This window comes from Paracoccus sp. DMF, from assembly GCF_004407025.1.
GTDB lineage: Bacteria > Pseudomonadota > Alphaproteobacteria > Rhodobacterales > Rhodobacteraceae > Paracoccus > Paracoccus aminovorans_B.
On the sequence record NZ_SOKV02000004.1, the window covers coordinates 58,247 to 70,974 of the forward strand.

At 66.2% G+C, this 12,728-nt stretch carries 12 protein-coding genes; 7 read left to right on the forward strand and 5 right to left on the reverse strand.

The window, feature by feature from the left end:
• Positions 1 to 31: 31 nt before the first annotated feature.
• The gene (locus E3D03_RS03375; RefSeq protein WP_263565816.1) at positions 32 to 1,228 is read right to left on the reverse strand and encodes a hypothetical protein; all 1,197 of its coding nucleotides are present in this window, start codon (positions 1,226 to 1,228) and stop codon (positions 32 to 34) included.
• A 609-nt stretch (positions 1,229 to 1,837) separates the two neighbouring features.
• On the opposite strand from E3D03_RS03375, the gene E3D03_RS03380 reads away from it, so the two are divergent.
• The gene (locus tag E3D03_RS03380) at positions 1,838 to 3,085 is read left to right on the forward strand and encodes a urate hydroxylase PuuD (RefSeq protein WP_017997751.1); all 1,248 of its coding nucleotides are present in this window, start codon (positions 1,838 to 1,840) and stop codon (positions 3,083 to 3,085) included.
• Between the two features lie 9 nt (positions 3,086 to 3,094).
• Here E3D03_RS03380 and E3D03_RS03385 read toward each other — a convergent pair whose 3' ends face one another.
• Together E3D03_RS03385 and E3D03_RS03390 are read right to left on the reverse strand one after the other, a co-directional pair.
• Positions 3,095 to 3,442, reverse strand: coding sequence for a hypothetical protein (locus tag E3D03_RS03385; protein WP_062560539.1), 348 nt, complete (start codon positions 3,440 to 3,442; stop codon positions 3,095 to 3,097).
• A gap of 139 nt (positions 3,443 to 3,581) precedes the next feature.
• Entirely contained in the window at positions 3,582 to 4,478 is an 897-nt protein-coding gene (locus E3D03_RS03390) for a LysR family transcriptional regulator (RefSeq protein ID WP_263565817.1), read from the reverse strand.
• A gap of 117 nt (positions 4,479 to 4,595) precedes the next feature.
• On the opposite strand from E3D03_RS03390, the gene xdhA reads away from it, so the two are divergent.
• The 4 genes from xdhA to guaD are packed head-to-tail and all read left to right on the forward strand — an operon-like array spanning position 4,596 to position 10,355.
• Complete coding sequence (gene xdhA / locus E3D03_RS03395) at positions 4,596 to 6,044, forward strand: xanthine dehydrogenase small subunit (protein ID WP_263565818.1); 1,449 nt, start codon at positions 4,596 to 4,598, stop codon at positions 6,042 to 6,044.
• On the forward strand, positions 6,041 to 8,338 hold the full coding sequence (xdhB, locus tag E3D03_RS03400) for a xanthine dehydrogenase molybdopterin binding subunit (RefSeq protein ID WP_263565819.1): 2,298 nt from the start codon (positions 6,041 to 6,043) through the stop codon (positions 8,336 to 8,338). Before xdhA ends, xdhB begins: the two co-directional genes overlap by 4 nt.
• Positions 8,335 to 9,078 carry a xanthine dehydrogenase accessory protein XdhC gene (xdhC, locus tag E3D03_RS03405; RefSeq protein WP_263565820.1) on the forward strand — a complete coding sequence of 248 codons (744 nt, stop codon included), beginning with the start codon at positions 8,335 to 8,337 and terminating at the stop codon, positions 9,076 to 9,078. The genes xdhB and xdhC overlap by 4 nt, the downstream gene beginning before the upstream one ends.
• The gene (guaD, locus tag E3D03_RS03410) at positions 9,066 to 10,355 is read left to right on the forward strand and encodes a guanine deaminase (protein ID WP_263565821.1); all 1,290 of its coding nucleotides are present in this window, start codon (positions 9,066 to 9,068) and stop codon (positions 10,353 to 10,355) included. The genes xdhC and guaD overlap by 13 nt, the downstream gene beginning before the upstream one ends.
• 57 nt (positions 10,356 to 10,412) lie before the next feature.
• Here the strand turns inward: guaD and E3D03_RS03415 are convergent, their stop codons facing one another.
• Positions 10,413 to 11,204, reverse strand: a complete 792-nt coding sequence (locus E3D03_RS03415) for a hypothetical protein (RefSeq protein WP_263565822.1) — start codon at positions 11,202 to 11,204, stop codon at positions 10,413 to 10,415.
• A 56-nt stretch (positions 11,205 to 11,260) separates the two neighbouring features.
• On the opposite strand from E3D03_RS03415, the gene E3D03_RS03420 reads away from it, so the two are divergent.
• Positions 11,261 to 11,674, forward strand: a complete 414-nt coding sequence (locus E3D03_RS03420; RefSeq protein WP_263565823.1) for an antitoxin Xre/MbcA/ParS toxin-binding domain-containing protein — start codon at positions 11,261 to 11,263, stop codon at positions 11,672 to 11,674.
• Between the two features lie 121 nt (positions 11,675 to 11,795).
• Here E3D03_RS03420 and E3D03_RS03425 read toward each other — a convergent pair whose 3' ends face one another.
• On the reverse strand, positions 11,796 to 12,002 hold the full coding sequence (locus E3D03_RS03425; protein ID WP_263565824.1) for a hypothetical protein: 207 nt from the start codon (positions 12,000 to 12,002) through the stop codon (positions 11,796 to 11,798).
• Between the two features lie 485 nt (positions 12,003 to 12,487).
• On the opposite strand from E3D03_RS03425, the gene E3D03_RS03430 reads away from it, so the two are divergent.
• Entirely contained in the window at positions 12,488 to 12,643 is a 156-nt protein-coding gene (locus E3D03_RS03430; protein WP_263565825.1) for a hypothetical protein, read from the forward strand.
• Positions 12,644 to 12,728 lie beyond the last annotated feature (85 nt).

Below are 12,728 nucleotides of genomic sequence, written 5' to 3' on the forward strand. Positions count from 1 at the left end.
CCGGCGGGCGCTGCCTTTCGCGGCGCCCGTCTCAGCGGAACCAGAGCTCGGCCCGACGCAGCCGCTGGCGCATGGCTTTTTCCGGCGGCGGCGGGTCTTCGCCGGCAAAAAGCGGGCGGATGCGGTCCCGCCCCTCGCCCGCAAGGATCAGGCGCTGCGCGGCCTCGTCCTCCGCAAGCAGCGGCGCGATGCGGGGATCGGCGGCCAGTTCCTCGATCAGCGCGACGACCGCATCGGATTCGCGGGCATAGAGCAGCGACAGGTTGCGATAGTGGCAGCTGGCCCAGCCGTCGAGCCCGGCGAGTTCCGGCCCCGGCCGGCCGCCGCCCAGCGAATGGATCACCAGCGGCAGCGCCACCTGGTCGAGCCAGGGGTCGAGCGACTGGCAGGCCAGCGCCTCGCCCGGGTCGGCCTGGATACGGTCGGCGAAGTCGAGGAAGCGGCGGCCGAATTCCTGCGCATCGGCGCCGAAGAACCAGCCGGCGTTGAAATAAAGGTACCGCTCCCAATGCTCGTCGGGCTGGGCGAGGTCGAGCGAGCCTGCGAAATCCAGCCCGAATCGGTCATAGAGCGATTGCCAGATCTGCGTGTAGCCGGGGCCGTAGGGCGGCGGCTCGGGCCAGCTGGCGCTGCGCCGCATCGAGGCCGAGGGCCGCGCGAAATCGAAGCCGACGCGGTCGAGCGGGCCGGTGATCAGCGTGTCGCTGTCGAAGAAGACGAAAGGCTGGTCGGCGGGCAGGATGGTCAGCGCCTCGATCTTGTTGCCATAGGGATAGCTGCGGCCGAAGCGGGTGGCGGTGAAGGGCAGGATCTCGGCGCCGAAGCCTGCGAGCGCCTGGCGCACCGGAGCGGGCATCGGGGTGGCGGCGCCGGCCCAGGCGGCCTCGGGGCGCGGCTCGGCGACGATCAGCCGGCCGCGCCAATCGGGCGCGTTGCGGCGCAGGCTGGCGGCGAAGAGCACCGCCTGCACGCCCAGCCGCTGGCCCTGGCCGATCAACAGGATGTCGAAGCCCTGCGGCGGGAACAGCTGCGGCGAGGGCGGTGCCGCGTCGGAGGGGGGCTGGAATTCCGGCGCGCTGGCTGCGGGTTGCGGCTTGGCGGCACCCTTGCGGGCGGCGCGCTCGGCCTGGCGGGCAGCGCGGCGCGCCTCGCGCGCGGCGCGGTTGGCGGCTTGGCGGGCGGCCCGCGCGGCGGCCTGTGTCTCGGCGTCCCTGCTGTCTTCGGCCATGCTTGCGCCCCATACGAATCTTATTCGCACAGGTCTTAGCAAGGCTGGGGGCTATCATTCCAGAGAAGAATTGAATTCGTAAAATTCAACTCTAAATGGATTTGACCAGGTGCGATTTTCAATATTCGCGCAGGGATCCGGCATATTCAGGCTGGCCGGCATGGAAACCTCACCAAAAAGGCAGGTTCACCCATGGGGTATTTCACGGCAGGTTGCCCCTAGCCGTTGAACGATTTCCTCTTTTTCTCAGGTACGGCGAGACCGGGTGAGACTGGGCACGGTCCTCACCCGGTCGCTCAATTCCGTATATATCTGGCAGATCGGAATATTCCTGTCGATGCGCTTGGATTCGCACCGGCGGATTTCCACCGATTTCCGTTGGGGAAACTGCCCGGGGCGCAGCGTGAATTCCACCGTGAATTGAGCGATTATCTTTATGGTTGAATCGCGTCCGCGGGCCCTGCCCGCCGCCCGTCGCCCGGGGGCCCGCTTCCCCCTATCGGCGCCGAAAGATTTTCAACGCTGCGTTAAGACAGCAAGGGCAAATGGGCGAATAGCGGCACTTCGCGGCGCAAGCTAGTGTTCCGACAGCTAGAGAGGGAGTCCAACATGTCCGATTTCGCCGTCATCTGGGACTGGCTCGCATTCGCCATTCGCTGGACGCATGTCGTCACCGCGATCTGCTGGATCGGCTCGTCCTTTTACTTCGTCGCGCTCGACCTTGGCCTGCGCAAAGTGCCCGGGCTGCCCGCCGGCGCGCATGGCGAGGAGTGGCAGGTCCATGGCGGCGGCTTCTACCATATCCAGAAATACCTGGTGGCGCCCGAGCGGATGCCCGACCACCTGATCTGGTTCAAATGGGAAAGCTACATGACCTGGATCTCGGGGGCGGCGCTTCTGATGGTCACCTATTGGGTCGGGTCCGAGCTGTTCCTGATCGATCCCGCCAAGATGGAGCTGGCGCCCTGGCAGGCGATCCTGATCTCGGCCGGGTCGCTGTCGATCGGCTGGCTGGTCTATACCAACCTGTGCAAATCCAAGCTGGGCGAGACGCCGACGCTGCTGATGCTCTTGCTGTTCGTGCTGCTGATGGCGATGGGCTGGGGCTACAACCAGGTCTTCACCGGCCGCGCCACCATGCTGCACCTGGGCGCCTTCACCGCCACGATCATGACGGCGAACGTGTTCTTCATCATCATGCCGAACCAGCGCATCGTCGTCGCCGATCTCAAGGCCGGGCGTCCCGCCGATCCGAAATACGGCAAGATCGCCAAGCTGCGCTCGACGCATAACAACTACCTGACGCTGCCGGTGGTGTTCCTGATGCTGTCGAACCACTATCCGCTGGCCTTCGCCACCGAATACAACTGGATCATCGCCGGGCTGATCTTCCTGATGGGCGTGACCATCCGCCACTTCTTCAACACCATGCACGCCGGCGGCGGCATGAAATGGTGGACCTGGGCGATCACCACGATCCTGTTCATCATCGTCATGTGGCTCTCGACCGCGCCGATGTTCCGCCAGACGCTGGAAGAGGCCGAGGCCCGCGTCCTGACGCCGACCCAGCAGGCGATGATCGACTCGCCTGGCTGGGAGGACGCCTCGAACGCGGTGCTGGGCCGCTGCGCCATGTGCCACGCCCGCGAGCCGGGCTATGAGGGGATCCACACCGCGCCCAAGGGCGTGCTGCTGGAGACCCCCGACGACATCACCCGCGCCGCGCGCGAGATCTACATCCAGGCCGGCGTGACCCATGCCATGCCGCCCGCGAACGTCAGCTTCATGGAACCCGAGGAGCGCCAGGCCATCGTCGACTGGTACCGCGGGTTGCCGAAAAGCTACGCCTGGAACTGATCGGCGGGCCTATTGGCCCAATGCGTGCCAGACGCCGCCGACACCATCCCCCGCCATGTCGCCGGCCTTCTTGTCGCCGGCGAAATAATAGGCGGGCTTGCCGTTAAGCGCCCATTGCCGGCTTCCGTCCGTGCGCTCGACCATGGTCCAGCCCTCGGGCTTCGTCTCGCCCTCCTGCGCCAGATAGGGCGGCCATTTCACCGCGCAATCGTCGTAGCAGGCGGATTTCCCGCCGGCGTCCTTGTCGAAGCTGTAAAGCGTCATTCCGTTGTCGCCGGTCGCGACGCCCTGCGCCTGCGCCGCGCCGAAGGACAGCAGGACCATCCCCGCCGCCAGCCAGCCATAAACCCGTTTCATGATCGACCTCCCTGCCCCGCAAGGCATCTGGCGGCCGTTTCGGATTGCGCACCATGATCGGACGCAGTCCCGGCGGCCGTGATGCATTCTGGACCCGCGGCGTTTCGCCGTCGCTTCACATTTCAGCGACGGCCGGGCGTCACGCGAACACCCCCCGCGTCTCGCGCGCGATGAAATCCGCGAACAGCCGCACCTTCGGATCCTGTAAGCGCCGGTGCGGGGTCAGCACGCCGAACTGCGACGGAATCGGCGGAAATTGCGGCAATACCTCGACCAGCTCGCCCGAGGCGAGCTGCGCGGCCACCTCGTAGCGCGGCCGGTTGACGATGCCGCGTCCCTCATGCGCCCAGGCGCTGAGCACGTCGCCGTCGTCGGCGTCGAACTTGCCGTTCACCAGCAGCTTCTGCGGCCCCTCGGGCGTCTGCAGCACCCAGTAATATTCCGGGCTGCGCGGATAGCGCAGCAGCAGGCAGTTGTGCTGCGTCAGGTCGTCGGGCTGTTCGGGCGTGCCATGCGCCTCGAGATAGGCCCGCGTCGCCACCAGCGCCCGCCGGCATTCGGCGATGCGGCGCCATTTCAGCGCCGAATCCTGCGGCTCGCCCAGGAAGAAGGCCAGGTCGATGCCGTCGGCGATGATGTCGACGTTGCGGTCCGACAGCCGCAGGCGCAGCTCGACGCCCGGATATTCGTCGCAGAACTTGGGCACCAGCGGCGCGATCAGCCGCCGCCCCAGCCCCAGCGGCGCCGTGACCCGCAAGGCGCCATGCGGATTGCCGGAAAAGCCCGAGACCACCGCCTCGGCCTCGTCCAGGGTCTCGATCACCCGGCGGGCATTGTCGTAGAAGGCCCGCCCGACCTCGGTCGGCACCAGCTTGCGGGTGGTGCGGTTCAAGAGCCGCACCCCGTAGCGGGTTTCCAAGTCCTTGATCCGGTTCGAGGCCACCGCCGGCGACATGCGCAGGTCACGCCCGCCGGCCGTGATCGAGCCCAGTTCGACCACGCGCACGAAAACCCGCAGACTTTCAAGATATGGCATGGGCTCACCTCGGCTCTTTCAAGGAATCGCTGAAAGTCTTATGCTCAATCCGTGATTTCGCAAAGTCCAATTCGCATCTAGGCTTTCCCCATACCCAGCCATGCCGAGCGAGGACCGATGGGCCACGAATTGCGCTTCCTGCTGAACGATACCGAGATCCGCCTGACCGAGGCCGGTTCCTCGGACACGCTTCTGGACTTCCTGCGGCTGAACCGCCGCCTGACCGGCACCAAGGAGGGCTGCGCCGAAGGCGACTGCGGCGCGTGCACCGTCCTGGTCGGCCGCCTGCACCACGGCACGCTGCATTACGAGCCGATCAATGCCTGCATCCGCTTCCTGGCCTCGTGCCACGGCTGCCATGTCGTGACCATTGAGCATCTGCGCGGACAGGGCGGCGGGCTGCACCCGGTCCAGGCGGCCATGGTCGAACATCATGGCAGCCAATGCGGCTTCTGCACGCCGGGCTTCGTCATGGCGCTTTACGGGCTCTGGATGCAGAACCCGCGCCCCGACATGCTGGCGGTCGAGACGGCGCTGCAGGGCAACCTGTGCCGCTGCACCGGCTACGAGCCGATCGTGAAAGCCGCCTTTGCGGCGTCCGAGGCGGGCGGGCAGAACTTCGACGCCCTGACCGTCGAGCGCGACCGGGTGACGGCGGCGCTGTCGGCCATCCCGCGCGAGCGGGTCGAGATCGCGCGCGGCGCGGACCGGGCCATCCTGCCGGCCGATGCCGCCGACCTGGCGCAGGTGCTGGCCGAGAACCCCAAGGCCACCATCGTCGCCGGCGCCACCGACGTGGGGCTGTGGGTGACGAAATTCCTGCGCGACATCTCTCCGGCGGTCTTCATCGGCCATTTGCAGGATCTGAAGAAGATCGAGATCACCCCCGGCCATATCACGCTGGGCGCGGGCGTGACCTATTCGGAATTCGAGCCCTTCGTGCTGGCGCATTTCCCCGAGGCGCTGGACTATTGGCGCCGCATCGGCGGCTGGCAGGTTCGCAATGCCGGCACCATCGGCGGCAACGTGGCGAACGGCTCGCCCATCGGCGAGACCCCGCCCCTGCTGATCGCGCTTGGCGCGAGCCTGCGCCTGCGCAGCGTCGAAGGCACCCGCGACCTGGCCGTCGAGGATTACTTCATCGACTACGGCAAGCAGGACCGCCGCCCCGGCGAATTCGTCGAAAGCATCTCCGTGCCCCTGAAGGGCGAGGCGGCGCGCATCGCCGCCTACAAGGTCAGCAAGCGCCATCACGCCGACATCACCGCCTCGGCCGCGGCCTTCCATGTCGAGACCGACGGCGCGACGATCATCGACGCCCGCGTCGCATTCGGCGGCATGGCCGCGACGCCGAAACGCGCCCGGCGCGCCGAGGCCGCGCTGCGGGGGCAACCCTTCACCGCCGAGACCTTCGAGGCCGCCGCCAAGGCCGTGGCCAACGACTTCCAGCCGCTCAGCGACTGGCGGGCCAGCGCCGAATACCGCCAGCAACTCGCCGCCAATTTCTTCCGCCGCTTCTGGCTTGAACAGTCGGGCGCAGAACACCGCCTGAGGAGGGTCGAATGAAACAGGACGTCATCGTGAAGGGCGCAGCCCATACCTCGATCATCCACGACAGCGCCATCAAGCACGTCACCGGGCAGGCCGATTACACCGACGACCTGATGATGCCCGAGGGCACGCTGCACGGCTATCTGGGCCTCTCGACGGTCGCGCATGGCCGGATCGTGTCGATGGACCTCGACGCCGTCAGGAAGGCGCCGGGCGTGCATCTGGTGTTGACGGCCGAGGACATTCCCGGCGTCAACGACATCAGCCCGAACGGGCTGCACGACGACCCGGTCTTTGCCACGCCCGAGGTGCAGTTCCTGGGCCAGCCGATCTTTGCCGTAATCGCCGAGACCCGCGACCTGGCCCGGCGCGCCTGCAAGCTGGCCCGCGTCGAATACGAGGAGCTGCCGTTTTCGCTGGACGCCATCGCCGCCCGCGATGCCGGCCTGGGCTATGTCACCAAGCCCTTGAGGCTGGCGCGCGGCGACATGGCGGAAATGGACACGGCGCCGCGCCGGCTGGAAGGCCGGCTGACCGTCGGCGGCCAGGAACATTTCTACCTGGAAAGCCAGATCGCCTTCGCCATCCCGGGCGAGGACGACGAGGTCATCGTCAACACCTCGACCCAGCACCCCAGCGAGGTGCAGCACATGGTCGCCCATGTGCTCGACGTGCCCTCGAACGCGGTGGTGGTGAACGTGCGCCGCATGGGCGGCGGCTTCGGCGGCAAGGAATCGCAGATGAACATCTTCTGCGTCACCGCCGCGCTGGCCGCGAAGAAGCTCAAGCGCGCGGTCAAGATCCGCCCCGACCGCGACGACGACTTCCAGATCACCGGCAAGCGCCACGATTTCGTCATCGACTATCGCTGCGGCTATGACGAGACCGGCAAGATCCATGCGGTCGACGCCGATTTCTATGCCCGCTGCGGCTTTTCGGCCGATCTCTCCGGTCCGGTGACCGACCGCGCGCTGTTCCACGCCGACAACGCCTATTACTACCCGGCGGTCGAGCTGCGCAGCCATCCGATGAAGACCAACACCGTCTCGAACACCGCCTTCCGCGGCTTCGGCGGCCCGCAGGGCGTCATCATGGCCGAGCGCATCGTCGAGGATATCGCCTATGCGCTCGGCCGCGATCCGCTGGAGATCCGCAAGGCGAACCTCTATCAGAACGGCCAGCTGACCCCCTATCACCAGGAGGTCGAGGACCAGATCCTGCCGCGCATCTTCGAGGAACTCGAGGCCTCGTCGGACTACCATGCCCGCCGCCGGGCCGTGCTGGACTGGAACGCCCGCGGCGGCACGATCCGCAAGGGCATCGCCCTGACGCCGGTCAAGTTCGGCATCAGCTTCACCGCGACCTGGTTCAACCAGGCCGGCGCGCTGGTCCACATCTATTCGGACGGCTCGATCCACCTGAACCATGGCGGCACCGAGATGGGCCAGGGGCTGAACACCAAGGTGGCGCAGGTCGTGGCCGAGGCCCTGGGCGTCAGCATCGACCGCATCAAGATCACCAAGACCACGACCGAAAAGGTGCCGAACACCTCGGCCACCGCGGCCTCCTCGGGCTCGGACCTGAACGGCATGGCGGCGCTCAATGCCTGCGAGCAGCTGCTGGCGCGGCTCAAGGCCTTTGCCGCCGAGGCGAAACAGGTCGACCCCGAGTTCGTCACCATCGGCGAGACGGTGCGCATCGGCGACGAGGAGATCCCGTTCCAGGATTTCATCAACACCGCCTATATCGCGCGGGTGCAGCTGTCGGCGGCGGGCTTCTACAAGACGCCCAAGATCCACTGGAACCGCGACACCGGGCGCGGCCGGCCGTTCTATTACTACGCCTATGGCGCGGCCTGCGCCGAGGTCTCGGTCGATACGCTGACCGGCGAATATGTGGTCGAACGCGCCGATGTGCTCCATGACGTCGGCCGCAGCCTGAACCCGGCGCTGGACAAGGGCCAGGTCGAGGGTGCCTTCATCCAGGGCATGGGCTGGCTCACCTCCGAAGAGCTCTGGTGGGACCAGAAGGGCCGGCTGCGCACCCATGCGCCTTCGACCTACAAGATCCCCCTCGCGTCCGACCGGCCCAAGGTGTTCAACGTCGCCCTGGCCGACTGGTCGGTGAACCGCGAGAACACCATCAAGCGCTCGAAAGCCGTGGGCGAGCCGCCCTTCATGCTGCCGATCAGCGTGTTCCAGGCCCTGAACATGGCCGTGGCCAGCTTCAACGGCTATCGTGAGAACCCGCGCATCGACGCCCCGGCCACGCCCGAGCGCGTGCTGATGGCCATCGAGAGGCTCAGATGATCCGGGTCCGGATCACCCGCACGCGCGGCTCCAGCCCGCGCGAGACGGGGGCGGCGATGTTCGTCACCGCCCAGGGCGTGCAGGGCACCATCGGCGGCGGCCAGCTGGAATACATGGCCATCGACCGCGCCCGGCAGATGCTGGCGCGCGACGAGGCCGCGGCCCGCATGGACGTCCCGCTGGGCCCCGAGATCGGCCAATGCTGCGGCGGCCGGGTCGAGCTCGACCTGACCCGCATCGCCGAGGCCCCGGCCGGCCCCGAGCATCCGCAGGTGCTGATCTTCGGCGCAGGCCATGTCGGCCGCGCACTGTCCAGGGCGCTGGCGCTCTTGCCCCTGCGCCCGATCCTGATCGACCAGCGCGCCCAGGAACTGGCCCAGGCCAGCGGCGAAACCCGCCTGACCCCCCTGCCCGAGGCCGAGATCCGCAAGGCCCCCTTCGGCAGCAGCTTCGTGATCCTGACGCATGACCACGCGCTGGACTTCCTGCTTGCCGCCGAGGCGCTGCGCCGCATGGACGCGCCCTATATCGGCATGATCGGCAGCAAGACGAAACTGGCGCAGTTCCGCCGCTTCGCCCGCGCCCAGGGACTCGACACCGACCGGCTGACCTGCCCGATCGGCGCCGGCTGGTCCAGGGACAAGCGCCCCGAGATCATCGCCGCCTTCACCGCCGCCGAGCTGATCGGCCGGCTGACCGAAACCGTTTCACCGTTTGAAAAATACTCATGCGACAGCTGATCCGGGGGCGCACGCTCTCCTTCCACGCCGACCCCGTGGAAACCGAAAACGCCTTCACCTATCACGAGGACGGCGCCATCGTCATCCGCGACGGCCGGATCGAGGCCGTGGGCGACTATGCCGATCTGCGCGACCCGGCCCTGCCGGAAATCGACCACCGGCCGCATCTGATCCTGCCCGGCTTCATCGACACCCATATCCATTTCCCGCAGGTGCAGGTGGTGGCGAGCTGGGGCGCCCAGCTGCTCGACTGGCTCAACACCTATACCTTCCCCGAGGAAAGCCGCTTCGCCCAGCAGGGCCATGCCCCGCAAATGGCCGAGCATTTCCTGAACCTGCTGCTGGCGCATGGCACCACCAGCGCGGTCGCCTTCTGCTCGGTGCATCCGCAATCGGCCGAGGCGCTGTTTTCCGCCGCGGACCGGCGGAACATGGCGATGATCGCCGGCAAGGTGATGATGGACCGCAACGCCCCCGAAGGCGTCCTGGACACGCCCCAGCAGGGCTATGACGACAGCAAGGCGCTGATCGCCAAATGGCACGGCACCGGCCGCCAGCGCTATGCCATCACCCCGCGCTTCGCCATCACCTCGACGCCCGAGCAGATGGCGATGACCGGCCAGCTCGCGCGCGAGCATCCCGACTGCCACATCCAGACCCATCTGAGCGAGAACAAGGACGAGATCGCCTTCACGCTCAGCCTCTACCCCCAGGCGCGCGATTACCTGGATATCTACGAAAGCTACGGCCTGCTCGGCGACAAGATCCTGCTCGGCCACTCGATCCATCTCGAGGAACGCGAGATCGCCCGCATGGCCGAGACCGGCAGCCATCCGGTGTTCTGCCCGACCTCGAACCTGTTCCTGGGCTCGGGCCTCTTCGACGAAGGCGGCCTGCGGGCGCGCGGCATTTCCTCGGGCATCGCCACCGATATCGGCGGCGGCACCAGCTATTCCATGCTGCAAACCCTGAACGAGGGCTACAAGATCCTGCAGCTGCGCGGCCAGAAGCTGCACCCCTTCGCCGCCTTCCACTGGGCGACGCGCGGCAATGCTCGCGTGCTGGGGATGGAGGACGAGATCGGCACCCTGGCCCCCGGCTCCATGGCCGACCTGGTGGTGCTCGACAGCCGCGCGACGCCCGCGATGGCACTGCGCATGGAGCGCGCCAGCACGCTGGCCGAGGAGCTGTTTATCCTGCAGATCATGGGCGACGACCGCAGCGTGGCGCAGACCTATGTCGCCGGACAGCCGATGCTGCCGCCCGCGCGGGGGTAGTTGTGCCAAAAAAAGGGGAAGCCTGCGCAAACGAAAGCAATAGCGTGCGCAAGGGCGTCAAGCGAAATCTGCGCGCGTGGATTTAGGGGAGCAGATGGCTCTCTCAGCGCGGGAATAGATCCTCGCGCTGCCGCCCGCCGGCTGTATCCTGTCGGCATCAAGCCGCACGTGAAGATCGCTCCACCCCAGATGGGCCACGACGCCAAGAGTGCGAAAACTGATGAACCGATCGTGGGATGCCTCACGGTTGGCCGCACTCATCCGCAGTTGCGCTCCGCCCCGAGGCCCGCGCACCTGCTGATATGACAGTCCGTTCCGGCGAGCGAATGTCATCAGGTCGCTGGGCCGCAGCCCTTGCGAATGGGCAAAGGCATCCATCGAAATCGCCTCGCCCTCCTCTCCGACATGCCCGAGATTCACCAGAACAGAGGCAAAGCCCGACCGCTGCAGATATTTACCGGCCCGCGCCAAGCGCCCCGAACGGATGTCTTCGATGATTTCGGGAAAGGTCCTCTGCAATCTGTCAGACGCTTCGCTCAGGCTGCACCAATCATGCATCGCGACGTAGATCGGCTCGGCGCCAAGCAGCAATTCGTCGATGAGATCCTGCGCAGCCCATGCGCTCAAAAAGCCACCTGCGGTGGTCTGAAACAGCCCCGCATCCCGCACCTGTGCAAATTGGTGCGGCAGAAGCGACAGGGCCTTTCGGAATTCAGGTTCGACCAGACCTCGCGGGAACACCGTTCTCGCTTCGGCGGTGTCGATCAGCGTCCATTCCGACGGGCAGCGCCCATTGCCCGCGGTCGCGGCCAGAACGTCGACTTCTGGCACCTGCATCAGCCGCGCCACGGCTTGTTGCGACAACCGTCCTGGGCTCTCTGGAACTGAAGGGGAAGACGCTGCTCGTGACCGTCAATTCGGCCGCGCGTGCGGCCAAGGTCGAGGCGTTGATCAGCGCGACGGCTGGTGATCTAGTGAAATCGCCGCTGACCACGATCCGGACAGTGGATCAGATGCGGGTCGACCAATGGAGCGACGGGCCGCGCGAAGGCGCTGATGAAATCCCGCCCGACATTGCGCGCCAGCTGATGCGCGACCATCTGGACAAGCACTACCGTGAAGTGCTGGACGCGCCCGTTCCGGCACTGGGCGGCAAGTCGCCGCGGCAGGCGGCGCGCACGGCAGATGGCCGCGAGAAGGTGATCGACTGGCTAAAGATGCTGGAGAACCGCAGCGCCGCGAATGGCGAGTCCCCGATTGCCGAATATGATTTCCGCTGGATGTTGGCCGAACTTGGGCTGCGGGACCATCGAAAATGATACCCGGTAGCCGGGATCTGCACTGTGCATTTCGGGCTTTTTTCGTCACCTCTCAATAATCCATACCCGCAGGGCACTATCTGCGCGAGGCGTCGCACTTTCTTGCATACAGATCGTGTAGTTAAGTCTGCGCCCGCTTTTGGTTTCTTGCGCACCCTTTTGCTTTCATCTGCGAACGATGCGCAGGAGAAAGGCTTGAATCGAGATAGTTTTTCGATTCGGCAAATCGGGGCTCAAACGCCTTTTGCGCATGCTTTTCCTCTTCTTGGCGTTGCCAAAAAGGGGAAGCCTGCGCAAACGAAAGCAATAGCGTGCGCAGGACCGCCAAGCCGAATTTCCCGGGCGCGGCGGTTTACGCCAGCAGATGGGCTACTTCGCTGCGATCGTGGATGCGCGCTCTGCCGCCCGCCGGGACGATCCCGCGCGCATCAACCACCGCCGGAGGCTGTCCCGATCCAGCCGCGTCTTGACCCCCAAGCTGCGAACACTGATGAAGCGGTCGTGAAATTCCTGCCGGTCGGTCGCCGTCAACCGCACCTGATCGCCGCCACGCGGCCCCCGGATCTGGCGGAAGGGCAAGCCCATCCGCCGGATGAACGTCGCCAGTTCGGCAATGCGTAACCCTTGGCGAAAACAGCCGGGGAGATCGCATCGCCTCCTGTCCGACATGGCCAGATTGGCCAGAACCGAAGCAAATCCAGAGCGTTCCAGATATTTCCCCGCCCGAGGCAAACGATGGTCCCGGATTCATTCGATCGCCTCAGGAACCGTCAGCTGCAGCCTTGATACGGCCTCCGCCAGGCTGCACCAGTCATGCATCGCGACATGGACAGGCGGCGCGCCGATCAGAAGATCATCAATCTACCGCTGGGCCGGCAGCAGATCCCAGCGACCATGCGCGGCTTCGATCAGAAGGCCAGCATCGCTACCATCCTGCCTTCCAGCTGTCCTGCATCGTCCAGAGCGTGACCAGCGGACGCCGATGCTCGGGGCAGATCATGACGAAGAAGGACCAGAGGCCGAGCAACCCCGGACGGACCGGCAAGGGCCGCCC

Bases quoted from the DNA above. Each gene is read 5' to 3' on its own strand.
- E3D03_RS03385 (WP_062560539.1), bottom strand. From the start codon at position 3,442: ATGAAACGGGTTTATGGCTGGCTGGCGGCGGGGATGGTCCTGCTGTCC.
- xdhC (WP_263565820.1), top strand. From the start codon at position 8,335: ATGATCCGGGTCCGGATCACCCGCACGCGCGGCTCCAGCCCGCGCGAG.
- xdhB (WP_263565819.1), top strand. From the start codon at position 6,041: ATGAAACAGGACGTCATCGTGAAGGGCGCAGCCCATACCTCGATCATC.
- E3D03_RS03380 (WP_017997751.1), top strand. From the start codon at position 1,838: ATGTCCGATTTCGCCGTCATCTGGGACTGGCTCGCATTCGCCATTCGC.
- xdhA (WP_263565818.1), top strand. From the start codon at position 4,596: ATGGGCCACGAATTGCGCTTCCTGCTGAACGATACCGAGATCCGCCTG.
- E3D03_RS03430 (WP_263565825.1), top strand. From the start codon at position 12,488: ATGCATCGCGACATGGACAGGCGGCGCGCCGATCAGAAGATCATCAAT.
- E3D03_RS03390 (WP_263565817.1), bottom strand. From the start codon at position 4,478: ATGCCATATCTTGAAAGTCTGCGGGTTTTCGTGCGCGTGGTCGAACTG.
- guaD (WP_263565821.1), top strand. From the start codon at position 9,066: ATGCGACAGCTGATCCGGGGGCGCACGCTCTCCTTCCACGCCGACCCC.
- E3D03_RS03375 (WP_263565816.1), bottom strand. From the start codon at position 1,228: ATGGCCGAAGACAGCAGGGACGCCGAGACACAGGCCGCCGCGCGGGCC.